This is a genomic window from Pseudomonas sp. OVF7 (assembly GCF_030644265.1).
GTDB classification, from domain to species: domain Bacteria; phylum Pseudomonadota; class Gammaproteobacteria; order Pseudomonadales; family Pseudomonadaceae; genus Aquipseudomonas; species Aquipseudomonas gorinensis.
Genome location: NZ_CP128996.1, coordinates 3,175,453 through 3,198,130, shown reverse-complemented (window position 1 = coordinate 3,198,130; position 22,678 = coordinate 3,175,453). Strand labels below are relative to the sequence as shown.

At 61.1% G+C, this 22,678-nt stretch carries 16 protein-coding genes and 3 pseudogenes; 2 read left to right on the top strand and 17 right to left on the bottom strand.

Translation table 11 applies throughout. From position 1 onward, the window contains the following. Positions 1–90 precede the first annotated feature (90 nt). Positions 91–702: a TetR/AcrR family transcriptional regulator gene (locus tag QU606_RS14740; protein WP_024074607.1), complete on the top strand. Its 612-nt coding sequence runs from the start codon at positions 91–93 to the stop codon at positions 700–702. 246 nt (positions 703–948) lie between these two features. On the opposite strand, the gene QU606_RS14735 is transcribed toward QU606_RS14740, so the two are convergent. The 13 genes and pseudogenes from QU606_RS14735 to QU606_RS14685 all read right to left on the bottom strand — a co-directional run bounded on the left by QU606_RS14735 (position 949) and on the right by QU606_RS14685 (position 16,102). Further along, on the bottom strand, positions 949–2,052 hold the full coding sequence (locus QU606_RS14735; protein WP_150056082.1) for a polyamine ABC transporter substrate-binding protein: 1,104 nt from the start codon (positions 2,050–2,052) through the stop codon (positions 949–951). 40 nt (positions 2,053–2,092) lie between these two features. Beyond that, the gene (locus QU606_RS14730) at positions 2,093–3,430 is read right to left on the bottom strand and encodes a hypothetical protein (RefSeq protein WP_304998507.1); all 1,338 of its coding nucleotides are present in this window, start codon (positions 3,428–3,430) and stop codon (positions 2,093–2,095) included. A 117-nt stretch (positions 3,431–3,547) separates the two neighbouring features. After that, on the bottom strand, positions 3,548–4,810 hold the full coding sequence (locus tag QU606_RS14725; protein WP_304998506.1) for a serine hydrolase: 1,263 nt from the start codon (positions 4,808–4,810) through the stop codon (positions 3,548–3,550). A 248-nt stretch (positions 4,811–5,058) separates the two neighbouring features. Further along, a complete protein-coding gene (locus tag QU606_RS14720; protein ID WP_024074602.1) occupies positions 5,059–6,669 on the bottom strand; it encodes a gamma-glutamyltransferase family protein in 1,611 nt (536 codons plus the stop codon). Positions 6,670–6,686: 17 nt separating this feature from the next. Further along, positions 6,687–7,778, bottom strand: a complete 1,092-nt coding sequence (locus tag QU606_RS14715) for a polyamine ABC transporter substrate-binding protein (protein ID WP_024074601.1) — start codon at positions 7,776–7,778, stop codon at positions 6,687–6,689. A gap of 20 nt (positions 7,779–7,798) precedes the next feature. Further along, the gene (locus tag QU606_RS14710; RefSeq protein WP_024074600.1) at positions 7,799–8,578 is read right to left on the bottom strand and encodes an amino acid ABC transporter ATP-binding protein; all 780 of its coding nucleotides are present in this window, start codon (positions 8,576–8,578) and stop codon (positions 7,799–7,801) included. A 2-nt stretch (positions 8,579–8,580) separates the two neighbouring features. Further along, positions 8,581–9,357, bottom strand: a complete 777-nt coding sequence (locus tag QU606_RS14705) for an amino acid ABC transporter permease (RefSeq protein WP_024074599.1) — start codon at positions 9,355–9,357, stop codon at positions 8,581–8,583. Positions 9,358–9,369: 12 nt separating this feature from the next. Then, complete coding sequence (locus QU606_RS14700; protein WP_024074598.1) at positions 9,370–10,176, bottom strand: ABC transporter substrate-binding protein; 807 nt, start codon at positions 10,174–10,176, stop codon at positions 9,370–9,372. Positions 10,177–10,250: 74 nt separating this feature from the next. Beyond that, complete coding sequence (locus tag QU606_RS14695) at positions 10,251–10,919, bottom strand: GntR family transcriptional regulator (RefSeq protein ID WP_024074597.1); 669 nt, start codon at positions 10,917–10,919, stop codon at positions 10,251–10,253. A 340-nt stretch (positions 10,920–11,259) separates the two neighbouring features. After that, positions 11,260–11,601: pseudogene (locus QU606_RS32985) on the bottom strand (ATP-binding protein); the annotation flags it as partial. 519 nt (positions 11,602–12,120) lie between these two features. Next, positions 12,121–12,456 (bottom strand): annotated as a pseudogene (locus QU606_RS32980) (response regulator transcription factor); the annotation flags it as partial. 207 nt (positions 12,457–12,663) lie between these two features. Continuing rightward, positions 12,664–13,713: pseudogene (locus QU606_RS32975) on the bottom strand (sensor histidine kinase); the annotation flags it as partial. 1,288 nt (positions 13,714–15,001) lie between these two features. Further along, positions 15,002–16,102 carry an ABC transporter substrate-binding protein gene (locus QU606_RS14685; RefSeq protein WP_304998504.1) on the bottom strand — a complete coding sequence of 367 codons (1,101 nt, stop codon included), beginning with the start codon at positions 16,100–16,102 and terminating at the stop codon, positions 15,002–15,004. A 703-nt stretch (positions 16,103–16,805) separates the two neighbouring features. Between QU606_RS14685 and QU606_RS14675 the strand changes: the two genes are divergently transcribed. Beyond that, positions 16,806–17,540 (top strand): EthD domain-containing protein, encoded by a 735-nt coding sequence (locus tag QU606_RS14675; protein ID WP_193690429.1) that lies wholly within the window; start codon positions 16,806–16,808, stop codon positions 17,538–17,540. 120 nt (positions 17,541–17,660) lie between these two features. On the opposite strand, the gene QU606_RS14670 is transcribed toward QU606_RS14675, so the two are convergent. The 4 genes from QU606_RS14670 to QU606_RS14655 form a co-directional block, all read right to left on the bottom strand. Beyond that, complete coding sequence (locus QU606_RS14670) at positions 17,661–18,794, bottom strand: FAD-dependent oxidoreductase (protein WP_081329205.1); 1,134 nt, start codon at positions 18,792–18,794, stop codon at positions 17,661–17,663. A 307-nt stretch (positions 18,795–19,101) separates the two neighbouring features. Further along, complete coding sequence (locus QU606_RS14665; protein WP_304998503.1) at positions 19,102–20,571, bottom strand: NAD-dependent succinate-semialdehyde dehydrogenase; 1,470 nt, start codon at positions 20,569–20,571, stop codon at positions 19,102–19,104. 16 nt (positions 20,572–20,587) lie between these two features. After that, on the bottom strand, positions 20,588–21,604 hold the full coding sequence (locus tag QU606_RS14660; protein ID WP_024074563.1) for a dihydrodipicolinate synthase family protein: 1,017 nt from the start codon (positions 21,602–21,604) through the stop codon (positions 20,588–20,590). Between the two features lie 28 nt (positions 21,605–21,632). Continuing rightward, on the bottom strand, positions 21,633–22,643 hold the full coding sequence (locus QU606_RS14655) for an ornithine cyclodeaminase family protein (protein ID WP_024074562.1): 1,011 nt from the start codon (positions 22,641–22,643) through the stop codon (positions 21,633–21,635). Between the last annotated feature and the right edge of the window lie 35 nt (positions 22,644–22,678).

Here is a 22,678-nt window from a genome sequence, read left to right as displayed (position 1 = left end):
TTAAAAGCTTTACCCAATTAAGTATTTTGCAGGGATACCCGGCCGACAAGCGCCTGGTGCCCCTCTTTTTACTCGTGACAAGGACCTCCCGTGAGCGGACTGCGTGAACGTCAGAAAGCCGAACGCCGGCAAGCCATCAGCAAGGCGGCGATCGAACTGTTCGAGCGCCAGGGTTTCCAGAACACCACCATCGAACAGATCGCCAGCCAGGCCGGGGTGTCGCCGCCCACGGTGTTCAAGTACTTCGGCAACAAGCAGGAAATCATCCTGGAAATCCTGCACCACGCCGATCAACGCGCCATCACTGACACGCGCAGCCTGATCCGGGAAATAGAGGATCCGGTCGAGGCGCTGTGCCACTTGGAACGGCTGCTGACGGGTTATGCCTTGGAAGTCATGCACCCCAGCCTGTGGCGCGAACTGCTGCCATTGATCCTGTTCGGTGGCAGCAATGAACTGCCCGAAGGTTATCGGGCCATGAACGATGCGCTCAGGGCCGAAATCAGCGAGCTGCTGCGGGAACTGCAACGGGCCGGCAAGCTGCGCCCGCAACTCGATGTGGAGTTGGCCGCGTTCCTGCTGAACGACTACTCCCACCTGCAGTTGTTTCGGCTGGTGAACCAGGAACACCCGGATATCGACGCGCACTCTACCCAGGTCAGGCGTATCACCGAGTTGCTGTTCTACGGAATGCAGGCCTGACAGCATAGGTATCTACACAAATCTTAAGGCTGACACATAACTCTGCAGTGAGCGGAGCAAGCCCTAATGCCCGTCAGTTAAGCGTACAGCGCCTTCTGTAGGAGCGAGCTTGCTCGCGAAAAACCTCAACGATGACGCGTGCCTCCTGAATGAACGCGGCGCCTGTGGGTTTTTCGCGAGCAAGAACTAGGCGTCCCCCTCGCTCCTACAAAAAAAATTAACTGCCTGGCATTAGGGTCACACTGATCAGCGGTTGCTCTTGATGGCGGTCCAGGTGCGGGTACGGATGCGTTCCACCGCAGCCGGGATCGGCTCCAGGGCGAACAGGGTCTTGCGCGCGGGCTCCGGCACATACATGTTGGGGTTGTTACGGATGCTGGCGTCCACCAGCGCGGTGGCGTCCTTGTTCGGGTTGGGATAGCCGATTTTGTTGCTGATGCGCGCAATCACGTCCGGGCGCAGGATGTAATTGATGAACACATGAGCCTCTGCAAGGTCGGGCGCATTGGCTGGGATCATCATCACATCCGACCACATCGGCGCGCCTTCCCTGGGCAATGCCATCTCGACCTTGACGCCCTTGCCAGCGGCATCCGCCAATTGCTTGGCCAGCGCGACACCGCCGGACCAGCCCACGCCCACACAGATATCACCGTTGGCCAGGTCCATGCCGTAGCGCGACGAGTTGAAGTAGGTGATGTAAGGGCGAATCTTCATCATTGCGGCCTGAGCCTGCACATAGTCCTCGCGCTTCTGGCTATTGGGGTCGAGGCCCTTGTAGTGCAAGGCAATCGGCAGGATCTCGTTGCCGGCGTCGAGGAAGCCGACCCCGCAGCTGGCGAGCTTGGCGAGGTTTTCTTCGTTGAAGATGATGTCCCAACTGTTCATCTGCACGTCGGGGCCCAGGGCTTTGCGCACCTTGTCGACGTTGTAGCCGATCAATGTGGTGCCCCAGAGGTAAGGCGCGGCGTAGCGGTTGCCGGTGTCACCCACCGCTTCCAGGGATTGCATGAACTGCGGGTCCAAGTGCTGCCAGTTCGGCAACTGCTTGCGGTCCAGTGGCTGCACCGCTCCGGCGGTGATCAAGTGCCCCAGGTTGGCGGTGCCGGGGAACACCACGTCATACCCGGAGTTGCCCGTCAGCAGCTTGGACTCCATGGTTTCGGAACTGTCGAACACATCGTAAATCGGACGAATGCCGGTTTCGTCCTGGAAGCTCTTGAGCACTTCGGGCGGCAGGTATTCGATCCAATTGTAGATCCGTACCGTCCGCTCTTCAGCCAGGCAAAAACCACTGATCAGCAACGAAGTGACAGTGCCCAGCAAGGTATTACGCAAAAACCTGTTCATGATCCAAACACTCCAGCGCGGCCACGATGGCTCGCGGCACTTAATAGCGATAGGTGAAATACAGTTCCAGCGCACTGAACGTCTGGTCATCGCCGAATACCTGTTTGGCGGCGGCCAGTGGCTTGACCCAGTTGTAGGACAGCGACGTATAGAACGACGGCGTGGGCGTCCAGTCGAGGAAAACCACACTTTCGTCAGCAAAGCGCCGATCGCTGACCGGTGCGCCCATGTAGTTTTTCTCGTCCAGCCAGAACTGGTAGTGAATCGCGCCGAGGGTCAGGGTTTCGTTGAGGTGGGTCTTGAGGGAGAACTGCTGGACGTTTTCGTTGCTGTTGAACAGCAGGTAGTTGCCGACCACGTCCCCGACCAGCCATGTGCTCCAGTCGACGAAGCCTTTACTCAGCGAATCCCAGGCTTTCTGCCGGTTGTCGGTGAGGTTGTCGTCGCCGGAAAAGCTCGCGTAGCGGTAGCCGAGGACCGGCGTCAGCGGCACGGTGCTGAAGGCGTAGTCGGCCTGGGCGTACCAGGCGTTGGCATCGTAGTCGACCCCCTCGCCGCTGCCGCGCTCCAGCGCGTACTCGGCATTCAGCGTCAGCGCCTGTACGCCGGGCACCTTGGCGTTGAGCGCCCGCAGGTTGTACACCTGCATGCCGTCCCGACGGCGCGGGAGCGTGCTGCCTCGGGGGCCAAGGGCATTGACCTTCATGGCCATGGCGCCGAGCGTCACCTGGTCATCGAGGTTGTAATCGAGGTTGACGCCGGTCATGCGGAAATCGCCCAAGTCATCATCGGTGCGCAAGGTGAAGGCCTGGGACTTCAGCGCGCCATGATCCCAGGCGAGGATCGCCGAATCCTTGAACGCGGTTCGCGGGCCGAGCCAGTAGGCGCCATCCTTGTATTGGTCGAGGTTACCGTCCATGACGATGAACCCCGTACCGATCATGTAGTTCTGGCGGCCGGCGGTGAACTTCCATTCGCCGGCGCGAAAACCGCCGTAGAGTTCTTCGGCAGCGACCTTGCCGTCGGAGCTGCGGCTGAAGCCCCCCGCATCGCCATCGCCAAACGTGCTCGCGCCCACCAGGGAACCGCCCGCCAGCAGGCTGAAATCCGGTTGCAGCGCATACTCGAGTTTGACCCCCGGTTTTACGTAGACCTCTTGCCAGTTGATCCTGGCCCCGCCGTTTTTGCCGTTGCGCGCATCGACCTGGCCGCTGCCGAAGTTGACGCCACGGGTAAACAGCGTCGCCCCGCCCACCGTGAGATTGACTTCACCCTTGAGATCGCCGTCCTCAAAGGTGTAGCCCGCCAACGCGACATGACTGGTCAGGGGTAAGCCGAGCGCTAACAGCGCTCGGGAAAAACGCTTGGTGAAAACCATAAGAAGCTCCTGTGGAATTATTGTTGTTACAGGGCAGTCAATGGCGACGCAGAGCGCCGCCAACACCTGGGCAAGCCAAGTGAATAGAACGCAAAACTCTTATTTTTTAGGCGTGGGTCAGTGACTCAGTTGCGCGGCGATCGCGCGCAGCATGCGCACGCTGTCGTTATCGAACGGGCTGACCGCATCGGTGAGCGACGATTGCTTGACGATCACCACGCCGGACGGCTTGTCGATAAACAGGTATTGGCCGTGGATGCCCCCAGCCATCAGGGCTTGGCTGTGGTCGTTGAACACGTACCACTGGCTGCGATAGGACGCACCCGGCGTCCAGCTCGAGAACTCGGCATTTTGCGCGTAGACCGCAGGATCAGCGCCGGCGGCGATACGGGCCACGGTCTCGGGCGACAGCAGCTCAACGCCGTCCTGGCGACCGTCGTTGGCCAGCAGGCGGCCGAAACGTGCCATGTCTCTCAAGGTTGCGCTGAAGCCCGCCCCGGCCACGTTACGGCCCCAGGGATCGGCCATGAAATAACCGTCGCGGTCGCATCCCAGGCGAACCCAGATCTCTTCCAGCATCTGACTGCAGGCCTTGCCCGAGGCACGTTCCATGACCCATGCCAAGGCTTCGGTGGTTGCGGTCACGTAATGGAAAAAACCACCGTGGCTGCCGCGCTTCTTGAGAGACGGCAAGTACTGGTACAACGAGTCGAACTGGGCGTACTGCGCCGGTGCCGGTTGAAAGCCGCAGGCATAACCATACTGCGAGCTCTCAGAGCTGGGGTCGTCATACACCTCGCTGTAGTCGATGCCCACCGCCATATCGAACAACTGACGCACCGTGGCATCGCCAAACGCACTGCCCACCAGCTCAGGCACGTAGTACGCGACGGACAGCTCGGGCTTGAGCGTGCCGTTGGAAACCAGCTGTTCACCAAGGGTGCCGATCAGCGACTTGGTCACCGAGAACATGATGTGCCGGTCATCCGCACGCTGACCGTTGAAGTAGCGCTCGAACAACACCGTGTCGCCCTGCAGCACCAGAAAGGCGTCGGTCTGGCTGGCGACAAGGTGTTCGATAACACTGATGCTCAACCCGCATTCGCTGTCGAAACACAGCTGATCCAGCGCGTTGGGCGCTTCCTTGAGCTGACCGGCAGGCCCTGGACCCGCCGCCACATCGATGGTGGGACGCAGCCGCGCCAGATGACGGAAGCCCCACTGGCTGAAGGGTGCGCGCATCCAGTTGTGCCACGTGACTCGGTGTTTGGGTTCGGCGGGGAAGCCCTGCATCAGCTGGGGGGTGATGCGATTGGCCGAGGGCGACTCAGTGGCCTCGATGTAAAGAGTCGCAAGAAAAGACGGGGGTGTATGACTCATCGGGATAACCCTGAAGATGACTCTGCATGAAAGCAGATGCAGGGAAATAATTACCCGATATTTTATTTTAGTCAATAAAACTTTTTATCAAGAAACGCTAATTCCACCGCCTTTGAATCCCAGCGGATTGCCGGCTGCGGAGGATGCCGCTGCCGGGCAATCTGGGCCGAAAGCCCGTGCCATAGGAAAGCCTCGACGACCCGCTACGAGTCGCCGCGACATGCTCAGACGAGGGCTGCGCCAGGCGGTTACCACACGGCAATATGGGAGTCCGCCCGCGGTTCAGTGCCTGCGCAGAGCACCCCGCTGACCGGGTCGCGCAGGATGATTTGCCCACGCCCGTAGTCGGTCAGGTCGCTGGCGATCTGCACGTGATGCCCACGCCGGGCCAGGGCATTGGCCAAGTCACGGGAGGCGCCCTGCTCGATGCCGACCTTCATGTCGCCCAGCCATTGCCAGCGTGGCGCATCCAGCGCGGCCTGGGGGTTGAGGCCGAAGTCCACCAGGTTCATCACCATCTGCACGTGGCCCTGGGGCTGCATATAGCCGCCCATCACGCCGAACGGGCCAAGGGCTTGGCCGTCCTTGGTGAGGAAGCCGGGGATGATGGTGTGGAAGGTTTTCTTGCCCGCGGCCAGGCAGTTGGCGTGGGCCGGGTCGAGGCTGAATTCCTGCCCACGGTTCTGCAGCGCAATGCCACTGTCGGGCAGCACCACGCCGGAGCCGAAGCCGTGGTAGTTGCTCTGGATGAACGAGACCATATTGCCTTCAGCGTCCGCCGTGGCCAGGTACACCGTGCCGCTGGCGTGCGGGTCACCGGGTTTGGGCGGCTGTGCCTGTTCGCCGATCTGCGCGCGGCGGCGCGCGCTGTAGTCGTCGCTGAGCAGGTCGGCGACTGCCACGCGCATATGCAGAGGGTCGGTGATGTAGTGCAGGCCGTCGCTGTAGGCGAGCTTCATCGCCTCGAGCTGGCGGTGCCAGGTCTGTTGGCTGTCGCGGTGATCAAAGGTGAAGCCTTCGAGGATTTTCAGCGCCATCAGCGCCACCATGCCCTGGCCGCTCGGTGGGATTTCCCACACGTCCACGCCACGGTAGTTGATGTGGATCGGGTCCACCCACTGCGCGCGGTAATCCTTGAGATCACTGGCGCGCAAGTAGCCACCGCTGGCCCGCGAATGGGCATCCAGGCGTGCGGCCAGGGCGCCGCGATACAGGCTTTCGCAACGGCTGGTGGCGAGTTCTTCCAGGGTGCGCGCCTGGGCCGGGTTGCGGAAGATCTCCCCTGCCCGAGGCGCGCGGCCGTCGATCAGGAAGGTATCGAACCAGGCGTCCAGCACCGGGTCGCGATGGGGGGTGAATTCATCCAGCGCGATCTGCCATTGATGGGCAACCACCGGCGACAGCGGGAAACCATCACGCGCCAGGCTGATGGCCGGTTGCAGCAGCTCGGCAAACGGCAGCTTGCCGAAGCGTTGCGACAGCTCCGCCCAGGCCGACGGGCAGCCGGGCACGGTGACCGGGGTCCAGCCGTACAGCGGCATCCGATCGTGCCCCGCGGCCTTGACCGCGTCGATACTCAAGGCGGCCGGCGCGTGGCCGTTGCCGTTCAGGCCGTGCAACTGGCCCTTGCACCACACCAAGGCAAAGGCATCGCCGCCCAGGCCGCAGCCGGTGGGCTCCACCACCGTGAGCGCCGCCGCCGTGGCAATCGCCGCGTCGATGGCATTGCCGCCCTTTTGCATGATCTCGATACCCGCCTGGGCGGCCAGGGGCTGGGATGCGGCGACCATACCGCGACGCGCGAACACGCACTGGCGTTGCGATGGATAGGGGTACTCGTGAGCAGAAAATTTCAACATGGCAAAGGCTCTTCGATTTATTGGCCGGATTTGATCCGGTTCCATTCCCGGGTCATCAGGCGCTGGATGTTTTCCGGCAGGTCGGCGGAGACAAAGGTGTGGCTGATGACGTCATCGCCGGGGTAGATCCCCGGGTTACCGCTGACCTTGGGGTCCATCAGCGGCGTGGCGTCCTTGTTCGGGTTGGCGTAGCCGACGTAGTCGCTGATCGGCGCGATCACGTCGGGACGCAGCAGGTAGTTGATCAGGGCGTGGGCGTTGGCTGTGTTACCGGCGTCCTTGGGAATCGCCAGCATGTCGAACCACAGGTTCACGCCTTCCTTGGGCATCAGGTAGCGGATGTCGATGTTTTTACCGGCGTCCTTGGCCCGGCTCTGAGCCTGCATCACGTCGCCGGAATAACCGACGGCCACGCAGATATCGCCGTTGGCCAGGTCAGCGGTGTATTTCGACGAGTTGAAGTAGGTCACCGACGGCCGCAGCGCCATCAGGCGTTTGGAGGCTTGCTTGTAGTCGTCGGGCTTGACGCTGTTGGGGTCCAGGCCCAGGTAGAGCATGACCTGGGGAATGATCTTCACCGGCGCATCGAGGAAGGCCACGCCGCAACTTTTCAGCTTGGCCAGGTTGCCAGGCTCGAAGACCATCGACCACGAGTCCAGCACCACGTCCTTGCCCAGCACGGCGCGCACTTTTTCTGCGTTGTAGCCGATGCCCACGGTGCCCCACATATACGGCACGGCGTAGCGGTTGCCGGGGTCGGCGGCTTCCAGGCGTTGCATCAGGCGCGGGTCGAGGTGCTTCCAGTTATCCAGCAGCGCGCGTTGCAGCGGCTGGTAGGCGCCGGCGCGAATCTGCTTGGACAGGAACTGGCTGGACGGCACGACCACGTCATACCCCGAGTGCCCGGAAAGCAACTTGGCTTCGAGCATTTCGTTGGTGTCGAAAATGTCGTACTGCACCTTGATGCCGCTGTCTTTCTCGAAGTTCTTCACGGTGTCGGGGCCGATGTAATCGGACCAGTTATAGACCTTCACCACCGACTCGGCGGCCTGGGTCACGGGGACAAGGGCGGCACAGCACAGAGCCGCAAACAAACGTGATAAACGCATGGTGATTTTCCTTGCAAGGGTCATAACACGCGGCTGAGAAAGGCCCGGGTACGCGGGTGGCTGGGGTGGCTGAAAATCTGCTCCGGCGGGCCTTGTTCGATGAGCTCCCCCTGATCGAGCACCACCACACGGTCGGCCACTTCACGGGCAAAGCCCATTTCATGGGTGACCACCACCATGGTCATGCCCTCTTCGGCCAGCGTCTTCATGACCTGCAGGACTTCGCCGACGGTTTCCGGGTCGAGCGCGCTGGTGGGTTCGTCGAACAACATGGCCTGGGGTTTCATTGCCAGGGCACGGGCAATCGCGACCCGTTGCTGCTGGCCACCGGAAAGCATCGAGGGGTAATGGCTGGCCTTGTCCGCCAGCCCGACCCGTGCCAGCAAGCCATGAGCCTGTTCCAGCGCCTCGGCACGCGGTACGCCGAGCACCTGGATCGGGGCTTCGATGATGTTTTCCAGGGCAGTCATATGGGGGAACAGGTTGAAGCGCTGGAACACCATGCCGATGTCGCGACGTTGCCGGGCGATGTTGCGCTCCGAATCGCGCACCAGGCTGCCGTCGCTGCGCTCGCGATAGCCCATGGCGCGGCCGTTGACGCGGATGCGTCCAGCCTGGATGTCTTCCAGCAGGTTGATGCAGCGGATAAAAGTGGTCTTGCCGGAACCGGAGGCGCCAATCAGCACCACCACCTCGCCGCGTCGCACCTGCAACGAAATCCCCTTGAGAATCTGCAGCGTGCCGAACGATTTGTGGATATCCAGGGCTTCGATGATCAGTTCTTCACTTTGGTGCGCCATGGTTAACGTCCCCTCAGCAATTTCAGGGTGCTGCGGCCGAACATGCGGCTGGATGCCGGCGGCGGTGCGGCAGGCCGATCGGACTGGCTGAAACGCGTCTCCAGCCAGCGCTGGAAAAAGCCCCACAGGGTCGTCAGCGTCAAGAAGTAGAGCGCGACCACCAGGTACAGCTCGAATACACGAAAGGTCGCCGAGGTGATCATCTGGGTGCTGAGCAGCAACTCTTGCACGCCAATCACACTGACCAGGGTGGTGTTCTTGAGCATCACATTGAACTCGTTGCCCAGCGGCGGCACGATCACCCGGAACGCCTGAGGCAACACGATGCGGCGCATCAGCTTGGCGAACGGCATGCCCAGGGAGCGCCCGGCTTCATACTGGCCCTTGTCCACCGCACCGATGCCGGCGCGGATGATCTCGGCCATGTACGCCCCTTCATTGAGACCCAGGGCAATGATCGCCGCCTGGATATTGCCGGGCACGACCAGGCCGAACAGCGCAATGTCCTCAAAGCGGAAGATGCCGCCCGCCGCCAAGGCCGTGTAGAGAAAGACGATCTGCACCAGCAACGGCGTACCGCGCATCAACCACACATAAAAACGCACCGGCAGGTGCAACAGCGGGTTTTTCGACAAGCGCAGCAGCGCGGCCGCCAGCCCCAGGACACAACCGAGCGCCATCGCCAGCACGCTGATCAGGCAGGTCAGCCAGAGCCCGGTGAGGTACACCCCGCTCGGCTGCAACAGGTACTGCCAGAACACATCCCAATTGAAATTCATCGCTGGCAAACCTCAGTCGAGTGTGTCGCTGCTGACATGCCATTTGTTCAGCAATTGCCCATAGCTGCCGTCACTGCGCATATCACTGATCACCTGCTGCACGGCGGCGGTCAGTTGCGGGTCATCCTTGCGAATCCCCAGGCCGGTGAGGATGCGACTGAAGGCCGGTACGCCTTCCTGGAACAGCTCCGGCGCCATCGCCGCGTAGTACCCGGCGGTTTCCACGGTGGTGCCGTAGGCGTCGACCTGGTTGATGCGCAGCGCCTGGAATGCATCGGTGTCGGTGTTGTAGACCACCAGCTTCATCGGTGGCTTGCCGGCCTTGGCCAGGCTTTCATTCTGGGTATCGAGCAGGGTCTTGATGGTGGAGCCGTTGAGCACCGCCACCTTGTGCCCGGACAAGTCATCCAGCGCCTTGATGCCCTTGGGGTTGCCCTTGGGGACCACCACCGACTGGCTGGAATACATGTAGTTGACGATGTCGATGACCTGCCGCCGCTCAGGCTTGTCGAACAGCTGGTCGACGATCATGTCGCACTGCTGGGCGAGCAGCGCCGGGACCAGCCCGGAGAACGGAATCACCCGCCACTGCACCGGCTTGTCACCCAGGCGCTTGGCAATTTCCAGGCCCAGGTCGACGGTGAGCCCGCGCGGTTTCTGGTTTTCGTCGAAGGACACCAGGGGCGGTGAATCCATCCCCGAGCAATACGTGAGCTTATCGACTTTCTGCAGGCGCTCCGGCACCTGGGGCGCGGCAAACGCCCCTTGCGTGCAGAGACCCAGGGTTACAGCCACCAGCAAGGCGCGGCGTTTATGCATGACCAGACACTCCAGTTCGTTGAACAACGGGGGCAGGACTCAATGTCAAAACACAGTCGGGCTTGGGCCCGCTTCTATTTTTCCGATTGCAGGAATTGAATCAGCGCCGGCACGGTGCCTTCGATGTGTTCGCGCACCACCGCTTCGGCACGGGCGGCATCCCCGGCACGGATGGCATCGAGGATCACCGCGTGCTCCTGGCGTGCGCTGAGCGGTTTGTCACCGTGTTGCAACCACAACCGCATAGGCGCCTCGACCAGCGAGTACAGCGCCGAGATCTGCTTCATCAAGCGCGGACGCCCGCTGAGGCTGCAGAGCAATTCATGGAAGGCACGGTGGCGGCTGACCCACTCGGCGCTGTCGTCGCGGTAATCGTCCATCTCGTCCAGCAGGCGCTCCAGCGCCGCCAGTTGGCGTTCGCCGATACGGCTGGTGGCAACGCGCACCGCCAGGCCTTCGAGGGCGCTGCGCATTTCAAACACTTCGTGCAATTCATCGATATCCACGCCGCTGACGACCGCGCCACGGTTGGGCCGCAGGGTCACCAGGCCCTGCGCGTCCAGGCGGCGAAAAGCCTCGCGTACCGGCATGCGGCTCATCCCGAGCTCGGTGGCAATGTCCTCTGCAATCAGGCGATCACCCTTGCGATAACGGCCGTTGCAAATGGCATTGAGCAGAAAACTGTAGGCCTCCTCCTCGGCGGTGAGGGGCTGGCGGTCAACGTAAGCGGAGGCAAATTGCATCGGACAGCACCTTTTGAATTTTTGTATCCAATTATCCACGAATACAAAAAAGCAGGATGCGTGCCAATTCTTCGGTTACGCGTCAAGTGATTGATTTGGCAGAAATCGCCGGAAAACCCGCGTCAGCCTGGCGCATGGGGTCAAGGCGCGGTGCTACCAAATAGCTCAAGGGGTGCGCCGTTAATGGGCACAACTGCAAGCGCAGTAACACTCGAGTCGCAGCAGCGGCGCCGTTGCTGCGCGTCGTGAGTCCGGGTGGTGTCGGGACCGCGGCCAACTCGCCCCTCATCAACCGCGTCAGCGATACCTCATCGACCAGCCAGATGCGCCGATTCAGTGTTCATCCCTTACTCTGCTGGGCATCAAGGGGGACATCGAGGATGAAGGTTGCGCCTTGCCCAGCCCCGTCGCTGCGCACGGTCAAGCTGCCACCCATTTCCTGCGCAGCGAGCGCGCAGCTGTGCAGGCCGAAACCGTGACCGTCCTGGCGCGTCGTGAAGCCATGGGAAAAGATGCGCACCAGATGCTCTGGCGTAATCCCGTTGCCGTTGTCGGCCACCGTGATACGCAATACTGGCCCGTCCGTAACAGAGGCGTTGAACGTGATGGCCGGGCTGCGATCGATCACGCCGTCCAACGCCTGCTTGGCGTTTCTGATCAGGTTCATCAGGATCAGCAGCACTCGGTGCCGGTCCAGCGACAGCAGGGGCAAGTCGGTAATCTCCTTGACCACCGTCACCTCCTGACGCCCCCGTGGTCCGGCACTCATGCGCAAGGCGTCATCGATTAATTCCGAGATCGCGATTGTCTCGACGACACTGACGGCAACGGCATAGGACTGCTGGGCCGCGACAATGGTTTTGATGTGGTCAATGCCCTTGGTGAGTTGCCCGAGTTCTTCGATGATGCCCTGTTGCTCTGCCGTCACCACTGTCGCCAGCTTGAGCAGGTAGTCGGGCAGCATCTTCCCTTTGTTGTCTCGGGTGAGGAAATCGCTCAGGTCATGGACGTGTTCGTTCATCAGTTGAGCCACCTTGCCCAGGCCCTGGGCTTTGGAGTTGCGCATCTGGCCGCTGACCAGCTCTGCCGATACGTTCACGCTGTTGAGGACATTGCCGACGTTGTGCAGCACCGTAGTGGCAATTTCGGCCATGCCCGCCTGACGGGATTTTGCGCTCAGTTCGGCTTGCACCTGGCTCATGCGCAGGGCCGCGCGTACGCGAGCCTTGAGCTCCAGCGGCGAGAAGGGTTTGGCGATATAGTCATCGGCGCCACTCTCCAGCCCGGAGACGCAGGCCTCGCTGCCGCCGCGGGCGGTCAATAGGATCACGGGCAGATGAGCGAAGCCGGCGCTGGCTTTGATTCTGGCGGTCAGGCCAAAGCCGTCGAGCTTGGGCATCATCACGTCCGAGAGAACGACATCGATGGGTCGACGCTGCAGTATTGCCCAGGCCTGTTCTCCATCGGCTGCGGTGGCGACAATGTAGTCGTCGCGCAAAAGTTCGTTGAGGTAGCTGAGCATTTCCGGGTTGTCGTCGACCACCAGTACTTTGGATCGCAAGGCGTGTTCCGGGTGGGGCTCGTCGTCTGCGACTTGCGTCGACGCCGGGTCGCCGCGACTGCCTTGGCGGCCGTCGTCGAAACGCAGGTAGCGCTGCTCGGTGGTGCTCGGTGCTGACCGCTCGTGCATCCTATTGCTGGCGTCGATCGGCACGATGCTTTGCTCAGCCCCCAGCGGAAGTCGCACAAAGAAGCATGAGCCGCGTCCAGGCTCGCTGTTGACGCCAACTTCGCCCCCCATCCGTTCGGCCAGATACTTGACCAGGGCCAGACCAATGCCTGTGCCGCTGTAATGGCGCGTGGCGGAATTGTCGATCTGGGAAAAACGCTGGAACAACAACGGCAGTTTGTCAGGCGCAATGCCAATCCCCGAGTCTTGCACCGCGAGTTCAAATCGCTCGCCATCAATCGGCGTCACGGCCACGTGCACGGTGCCGCCAGCGGGCGTGAACTTGATAGCATTGCTCACCAGGTTAAGCACGATCTTCTCGAAGTGTCGGGGGTCCAGGAACACCGTGCCGAGCGCGGCGTCGATGCTGCAGGTCAAGGTGCAGCCTTTGCCCTGCGCCACCAGCGCGGCATCCTCGGCCAGCACACCCACCGCCTTGTTCAAGTCAACGGACGTTGGAAACAACTCCACCTTGCCGGCTTCGGCCTTGGAAAAATCGAGGATCTCATTCACCCGGCTCATCAAGCGCAGCGCATTGCGTTGGGCGCGCTCGACTTGCACACGCCAGTCCGCGGGCGGGGTGGTCACCGCCGAGAGCTGCTCCAGGGGGGCGAGAATCAGGGTCAGGGGGGTGCGCAGTTCGTGACTGACCGTGGCAACGAAATCGCTCTTGGCCCGGTTAGCCGTCTCGGCCTGGTTGCGCGCCTGAATGAGTTCGACGGCCTGCGCCTCCAACACCTCGGTCTGCCGGTGCAGCGTGTCGGTCCGTTCATCGACCATTCTCTCCAAAGAGGCCTGGACCTGCTGTCGTTCGGCTTCGGCCTCGGCCTCCAGCACCCGGATGCGCAAAGCATTCTCCTGGAACACCCGCACCGCACGGGTCATGATCCCAATCTCATCGCCGCGCCCGGCGCTGGCGATCTCGGCGCTCAGGTCACCGGCAGCGAGCCGGCGCATGACCGAGGCCAGGGCAACGATGGGCTGCGCAACAAACCGCGAGGTGCTCCAGGCGATGGCACCGGCCAGCAGAATGGCGACGGCGCCCGCGATGATCGTGGCGAGCATGCCGCGATCCTTGTGGACCAAGGCGTCTGAACGCGCTTGGCCAGCGAAGCGCGCAACCAACAGGCCTGCGCTGCGGGCCTCGTTGCGAACTTGGTCGCGCGCGTCACTCAAGGCATTGCTCGCCTGATGGAACCTGGCGAATGCGGCCCGGTAGCCGGCGATCTGATCGCTGACCGTCTGGGGCGTAGCGTCGGTCTGCGGCCCTACCGATGAAGGGAGAACGCGCGCGAGACGGGAGAGTTCATCGAGGATGGCATCGACAGCGCTGGCGACCTCGGCCGAGGGTGCCAGGCGAAACGACAACGTCTGCGCCTCCAGGGTGGCCACACGCTCGGCGAAACGCTTGGACAATGCGGCCGCATTTTGCAGCAAACCGGTGGCGGCCTGAATGTCGCTGGCTTCGTGGGCAACGTGCTCCTCCACTTCACCCAGCATGACTTCGAGGCGTTCGGCCACGTCCCCAACGGTGCCGAGATGCCGCAAAGCCTCGCCACCGCGAAGCTTGGGTGCCGCGCCAAGCTGCTCGACCGCCAGGCAGGCGGCAGCGACCGCCGTCGCCAACTGCCCCAGGGTCTCGACCTCCTGCGGCGCTCCCATCAACTCGCGCAATTGCTCGACCACGGGCGGCAATGCCGCGCAGGCGCTGCTCGCCGCAGTGGCGGCCGCCCCATCACCGGTCACCAGCACCTTGGCCACATTGGCGGTGATGATCCGTTCGCCGTTGCGCAGGATATCCAGGATACGGTGGGCACTCTCAATATTGCTCACCCGCGCCTGGTGGTCAGTGGCGCGGGCACCAAGCGTCTTCAGCCCATCGGCGATGCCCTGTTCGACGACGATCGTCGCCTCTCGCATTCGCTCGTAGTGGGCGGTCATGTTCTCCGTTTCGCCATCCATGGTCAGGGTCGCCGCCCGCAAGGCGGCGATCGCCCCGGCGAGCCGTTCCAGGCTGCCCTTGAGCGATTGCGCTTCTGCCACCGGAATGGCGGCAAGGCCGGTAATAGCCGTCGCCACCATGCCTTCGGCCTGGGACAAGCTTTCCTGATCGCGGGTGGCAATGAAGTTTTCCACCCGCCCGGTGGCGCCGTTGACCGAAGCCAGAATTTCTGCGGAATGGCTGGCGGAATCCACCGCACGCACCATGCCTCGCAGGCCGTAGAGGTTCACCAGCGATACCGCCAGCATCAAGAACACCAGTGCGGCAACTGCCAGGCCAATCCTGACGGCAATGGGCCTGGCCGTGGCCGATTTGAATGTCAACATCGGGGCTTCGCCTCCTCGCCCGCCGCTACTGTTTCGTCACCTCCGGCAGCGGCGCTGGCGACACCGTGTTGTTGATGGCAGCGTCGATCATCGCCGCAACGGAAGCCTGGCTGTAGAAAGGATTGGCGGCGCCGCCCACCGGCATAGTGGCGAGCCAGGCGTCCAAGTCTTTTGCATCGATACGCACCAGCGGCACCTCGACGAACTTCGGCACCTGCTTGCCCGCCAGGATCTGCTGGGCTACCCAGAAACCCACCTGAGAGACGCTCGGGGAGGCAGAGACAGAGACGGTCTCGTAGCCATTGGCATCGCGCTCCTGTTTCCACAGGGCGAGCTCGTCCTGACGGTTGCCCATCACGATGATCGGCAACGGACGGCCCGCCGCCTTGAACGCCATGGCCGCCCCATAACCGTCGCCCCCCTGAGTCGCCACGGCATCAATGTTGGGCAGCGATAGCAGCGCCAGCGCCACCTCCTTGCGGGCCACGGAAGCCGTCCAGTTCCCGTACACGGTCTTGGCGAATCTCAGGCCCGGATAGTCGCTGGCGGCCTTGCGAATGCCGTCGCTGATGTTTTTATCGGTGGCATCGCCGGCAATGCCACGGATCTCCAGCAACGTTCCGTTGCCCTTCAGGCGCTCGGCGATGTAATCCATTTCCACACGGCCCATGGCAGACCAGTTGTAATCCACGGTATAGACGCATTGCTCGGTGACCAGGCTGGCCATGACCACCACCACGATGCCGGCGTTGCAGGCATCGCGGATCACCCCATTGAGGGCCGTGTCAGACGCGGCCAGGATGACGATGGCATTGACGCCCTTGACGATCATGTCCTGGATATGGGCCGCTTGTTCCGACGCCGAGTTATTGGCGCTGACCACCGGAGCCTCCCGGATCAAGCCATCCTTCTGCGCCTGTAGCGCCATCGCCTGCCAATTGCTCACCATCACCTTACGGAAATCACTGCCCGCGTAGGAGTTGCTGAAGGCAATGCTATAGCTTGCGGTAGGGCCACCGGCGATGCCGCCGTCGGCAGCCTGGGCTGGATTGACGGCAACCATCGCCAGCCCGGTCACGCAGCCGGCGAGGTGCCATAAGATTTTGTGGATGGGTTGAGTGTTCATACTGCTCTCCATCTTCTTAGGATTTACCCACAGCAATCCACCTGCACTTGCCGACAGCCTGGATCGACTGATTGATTTGGTTGATCTGGTTGGAGAAGCCGCCCGGCGGAATGGAGATTGACAGTCATCATAGTATCAAAGTGCCCGCTTCGCCCGCGGCCATAGAGAATTTCAACCAATGCTTGCGCTGTAGATCAAACTGGTCGGGCCTCGCCAAGCGCAGCTCGCCAGTAAGCCCCCCGTTAGCAGCAACCAGCGAAGACCCAGGCTTGTTTTGTTTGCGCCACCGTAACGTCGAAGCACGGCCGGCCATGCAGGCAGCTCGTCCATACAAAGAAAGGGATTGTGTACGACAGATCCGCTCAGTAGGTGCGTCACGTCATGGCGATTAATGTCGTAGATAGAGCGTAGGCCGAACGTCTTTTTGAAGATTCTCAAGATCGGCGAAAATATCAGGGGTCATACCACCTCGCTATCGCCTTCTGCCATCGATGGCCACGCGCCACTCCCCACCCAAGGCTCGTCAAGCATGCTATTGCGCGATACCTCCTAGCGGAAACGCTGATTGGTTCGCCAGTCCGTTCTGGTTATATATTTTATTGCTGAATAAAGTAACGCCCGAACATCGCGCATAACAAATATGCATTAAATATTCAGGACACTACATTCATTTAAAATCAGTCCAATAAACGCGAGAGCTCTCATGATTAAAATGCTAGCCGCCGTACGCCGAAAACCTGGAATGACCCATGCTGAGTTTTTGGAATATATAGAGCATCAGCACGGAAAAATCGCTCGAGCCAAACCATTGAGTGTCAGACGATACGTACAAAACCATATCATCGACGGCGCGTTCGGAATGGACTCCGATGTGACCTATACAAGAAGTTTTCACCGAGACTCCATCACGGAGTTATTTTTTGATGATATGCCCGGTTTGATTCACACGTTCAGCGATCCCTATACCCAACAAACCGTAGGGCCTGATGCAAAAAACTTCGCGGACCTGTCTAACCAGGCCGCTCAGTTGATGGATGAAGTCGAAACCGTCCCTGCAAGTGCAGGGTCCCTCAACAGCAAAGTGATGATTTTTTTGAAAAAGAATCCAACGGTGTCTTTGGATTCTTTTTTCAGCGCATGGGATTTAGCGCACGAGTCAGTCATCAACCGACACCCAGACTTTCAAAGTGCACTCCGCCGGCATGTTCGTTCCAGATACCTGCCTGAAGGTGACAGGGTAACCGCCTATTTCGGACCCGACATAACGGTATATGAAGGCGCTTGCAGCATGTGGTTTGAAAGTGAAAGCGCTCTTTCCAGTTTTCGTCAGTATCAGCGCGCACTGTTCCAACAGCTTTCTGACAAAGGGATTGCGGTGTCAGCGGAGTCTTTTTTCGTATATGTCAAAGAGGTGGTGATTATGGGCCTGAACCGGTAAACACTTAATCAACGGAACTGTGCTCAACCGCGCGTCAACGCGGACTCAAGCCGCTGAGTCCGCATCCTGTGCCGCACACCATAGACATAAGTGCCAGGCACCAGAACAGCGACTCATTTATCAGATGGGCTCGGCCAACATCGCAGTAGACTCGCGCATGATCTGAGCATGCTCGTCCTTGTCACCCCCACTTTTTTCTATCTCGCACAGCCGCGCGGAGTTTTCGACCACGAGCTGGCAACGCTCCCAACGCCGCGCTTCGAACCGGTTCAGGGCAGTCTGTAGATCGGCGCTGGCGAGCAACTCTTCGGCGAGCACGATGGCGCTCTCAATACCAATTCCAGCCCCGGAAGCCAGATGTGGCGTGGTGGCATGCACCGTGTCCCCAATCATCACCATGCGGCCTTTATGCCAGGGCAACGGCACCAATAGATTGGCCAGCGGACGATAGTCGATATTGGCGCCCGGCTCATACAATTGAGGCACCAGCGCCTGCAGGATCGGGGCGGGGAACTCACCCAGCAGCCGCGCCATTTCACCTGGCCAACTGGCCGGATCGATCCACTCGGAAAACTCGCGGCTTTCCATGAGGAACATGTACATGTGCGTTTCGGAAATCGGATTGACGCCAACCTTGGTGCGTCCGAGCCAGTGACTGGGCCGCACGATTTCCGGCGGACGCCTCAGTACAGCACGCCAGACACTCTGGTGAATGGGTTTCGGCGCAGGCGCTTCGGGGAAAAACGCCTTTCGTATCTGCGAATGCACACCATCGGCGGCAATGACCAGGTCATAGCGCCCAGAGGTGCCGTCGGTGAAAGACACTTCAAGGTCATCCGCGTGCTCGATGATGCCGTCGAACGTGATGCCGAGGCGCACATGGGTGCCTACTTGCCGTGTCTTGTCGGCAAAAATACGAGCCAGCACCGGGCGCAGAATGCCGCCGCCACAAGGAATCGCTTTATCACTGAGCGGAGGTCGAAGCGCCAACTGCACAATCAGGTCGCCTGCCGGTGAAAACACATCGAAATTGGTCGACAGATACCCTTGCGCGGCCACCTGTTCAAGAATCCCAACGGTATCAAGCGCTCGTAGCGTGGGCCCACTCAGGGTAATTCCCGCCCCTAGAGGGCACCACAAAGGATCTATTTCGACCAGGTCAACTTCCACCCCCTGGCGGGCGAGCTGGATAGCCGCGGTCATACCGGAGAACCCTCCTCCGATCACCAGGACCTTATTGACTGCTGCAATCATCACGCTCTCCTAATTATTCTTATTCACCCGGCTGACAGTGCATGGCACACCGACGAGCGTTGCGGCGTCGTCGAGTCAATGCTGCAGAGTCATGAGTTTCCGACGGAAAATGTCAGATCAACGACGAGACTATCGAATTGGTTATCTGCGCTGAAATCGCTTTGCACAATCCGAGGTATCGCTTCAGCTGATGGGTCTTGGCGTTGCGACAAAACCCGGTGTTATCCGCGTGCCTACGGATAAATAAAAAAACCGATTGATTGCAGTTCATTCGAACCGCAATCAATCGGCCTTCAACGACACGGATTCACACGCTTTCCAAGCCATCCCAGCAGAGGTATTTCACTTCAAGAAATTCGTCGATCCCAAGGTGCGATCCCTCGCGCCCAAGACCGCTCTGCTTGACGCCGCCGAAGGGCGCGACCTCATTCGAAATCAAACCACAGTTGATGCCCACCATGCCCGATTCGATACGAGCGGCGTTGCGCCAGATGCGTGCCGCATCACGGCTGAACAGATAGGCCGCCAAGCCAAACTCACTGTCGTTGGCCATCGCAATGGCTTCGTCATCGCTGTCGAAACGCAACAGCGGCATGACCGGGCCGAAGATCTCTTCGCGAGCGATCTGCATCCCATGGGTCACATCGGCCAGCAGGGTGGGCTGGAAGAAACCTCCGCCCAGCACGTGGGGCTTGCCGCCGGACAGCAGTCGAGCCCCTTGCGCCAGCGCGTCATCAACCAGGGCCTGGGACTTTCGTAGCGCCGCGTCATCGATCAACGGCCCGACCTGTACACCCGGCTCCAGGCCGTTGCCCACCTTCAGGCGTGCCATGCGCTCGACGATGCGTTCGGCCAGCGCGTCATAAATCCCTGACTGCACCAGCACCCGGTTAGCGCCGATGCATGACTGCCCGCCATTGCGAAACTTGGCCAACATCACCCCGTCAGCGGCGGCATCCAGATCAGCATCGTCGAAGACAATGAACGGGGCGTTGCCGCCCAACTCCATGGAGCATTTCTTCACCGTCTGCGCCGCTTGCGCGAGCAACAACCGACCCACTTCGGTGGAGCCCGTGAAAGTGAGCTTGCGCACCAACGGGTTGGCCGTGAGTTCACCGGCAATGTCGCGGGTGTCGTTACCCGTGATCACACTGAAAACACCGGCCGGCACACCCGCGCGTTGCGCGAGTTCGGCCAGCGCCAGTGCGGTCAGGGGCGTCTGGCTGGCCGGTTTCACGACCATCGTGCAGCCGGCCGCGAGGGCCGGGGCGGCCTTGCGCGTAATCATGGCAGCGGGAAAGTTCCAAGGCGTGATCGCGGCGCACACCCCGATGGGTTCGCGCAGTACAACGATGCGCTGAGTGTCCTTTACGCCGGGGATCATTTCGCCGCGAACCCGCGTGGCTTCCTCGCCAAACCAGCGCACAAAAGACGCCGCGTAATCGACTTCGCCGCGCGCCTCCTCCAGGGGCTTGCCCTCCTCCAGGGTAATCAGCGTGGCAATATCCTCCCGATGTTCAACCATCAACTCATACCAACGGCGCAACACCTCGCCACGGCGTTTGGCCGTCAGGCGCCGCCACGGCCCAAAGGCCTCCTGCGCCGCGTCGATGGCGTGCCGGACTTCAGTTTCGCGACAGCGTGGCAACTCGGCCAGCACCGTTTGATCCACCGGATTACGCAGCGTGTAACGACCGTGTGGCGTCTCGGTCAACCAGTCTCCAGCGATGTAGGCTCCGGTACGCCACAGTGTCGGGTCCTTAAGTAAATGCTTCACGGTGCAACCCTCCTGATCAGCACGGGTGACGCCCGATCATGAAGGCGGCATCAGGGTCCGAAGTCACTGGCAGCCCCGACGCGACCAACCCTTGACGCAGAGACTTCATGAAGCGATCCGGCACACGCATCGCCGGGGCGCGGAGCGGGCCGCCGTTGAAGCCGGCGAGCCAGTCCTGGTATTTCCACATCGTGCGGTTGAGCACACCGGTGCCGCCGGCATAGCTTTGCGCAGCGGCGCCGTTGGCGCTGCGTGCCGGATTGACCTTCCAGTACAGTTCCATCGCTTCTTCGAAACGCCCCGTGCGGGCCAGCTCGAAAGCTTTCGGGTAGTAGTCGCTCATCCAGGCGGTGTTGCTGGTGCCGGAAAACTGCAGCTTCATCAGGCTCATCAAGGGGATCGCATCGCCTTCGATCGGGCAACTGATCACCACTTGGTCACGGAAGTGGTGGTACATCTCACAAATGCCCGCCGGCAATGGGAACCCTTGCTCGGACTTGATCGCGGCGATATTCGGGCAATCGGCCAGCAGGCGACGGACCAATTCCAATGACATCCCCGCCGGATGCACGCGCTCAAAGCCCCAGAGCGGAATCGGGAAGAGCATGACGGCAAGGTCCGTCGCGTCGCAGAATGCCTTGGTGTAGTCGTAGATTTCCTGCTCGCTGGTCGGCCAGAACTGTGGCGGATAGGACAGCAGGACGATGTCAGCACCGGCATTCTCGGCGAGCTTCACCGCCTCGATATTCTCGGCAAGCGTGCCAAAAGCCGCGTGGAAGAACAGGATCAGGCTTTTCCCCGACTCACGCGCCCAAGCGGTGAATTGCGCGTTTTCCTGGGCAGAGATGGCCAGCTCGCTGCACAGCAACGTGGCGCTGTAGCCCAGCCCGACCGTATGTTCGATGTCGTGGCGTATGCCACGCTCATTGAGGCGCTTCAGATCAGCACTGAAGCTTGGGAGGGTGACAGCCGAGCAGCCCACCAGGTTTTCACGCGCCCAGGCACGGGCATCCGCTTTGTTGTAAGTCGCCATGATGATTTTCCTTCGGACAGTGGAGGGGTTATTTCGAGACAGGGACAATGCTGGCAGGCAACTCGATGCCGAGGCCTTGTTGCCGGGCGCGCTCGTACAGCACTTGCGCAATGACAACGTCTTGCAAGGCCGAGCCCACCGATTTGTAGAGAACGATGTCGCTGTCGTTCTGGCGCGGGATGACACGCCCTGCCACCAGGTCCGACAGCGCGACCAATTTGTCGGCGACATAGACACCGGCAGTGATCGCCGCAATGGCATCCCCCGTATCGTGGAGTACCTCTTGCGGCATATCCGCGACGATGCACACGGCTCGCTCCATCGTGACCGGGTCAACTTCCCGTTGTTCAGGCAAGGTCGAACCCAACGATACGATTGTGGTACCCGGGCCAAGCCACGCGCCTTGCAGTACTGGAGACTCGTCACGGCTGCGGGCGGCACAGATCACCACATCACAGTCCTGCACGGCCTCTTGCGCGCTGCCCACCGCGTGAATATCCAGCCCCGGCCTGAAACTGTCGGCAAACCGTTCGCGGCTCGCAGGCGTTGGGCTGAACACGCGAACATGGGCGACATCGCGCACGGATTTGAGGCAATCCAAGGCGCCCCGCGCCTCGAACCCCGCGCCAATCACACCCACCCGCAGCGCACGCTGGGGCGCCAGCAAATCCACCGCCAGCGCAGCGGTTGCCGCGGTGCGCAATCCGGTTACCCGATTGCCGTCGATCAGGGCACTGAGCGCCATGGTTTGCTGGTTGAACAACGCGATCAAATAGCTGGCGCAACGTGCCCGCATGGATGCAGCAATCAGCTTGCAGCCCATATGGCCGCCAGTCGGTGGTACGGCGGTCAAACTGCGCAGCCAGATCCCATCGCCCCGCGCCATCGACCGGGGCGGCACCATGGCATCCGAGGTAGGGCTGGCATAGGCCTGGGCGAGCGCCGCGACGGCGGCGCTCCAGTCGGCGAGCGAGGCCACATCGGCATCGCTGAGAAAAAGCGTCGGGGCCACGACGTGGTGCTGTTGGGCGTGATGCATAGCGCTAACCTCGCAATCGAGTATCAGTCGGTGAT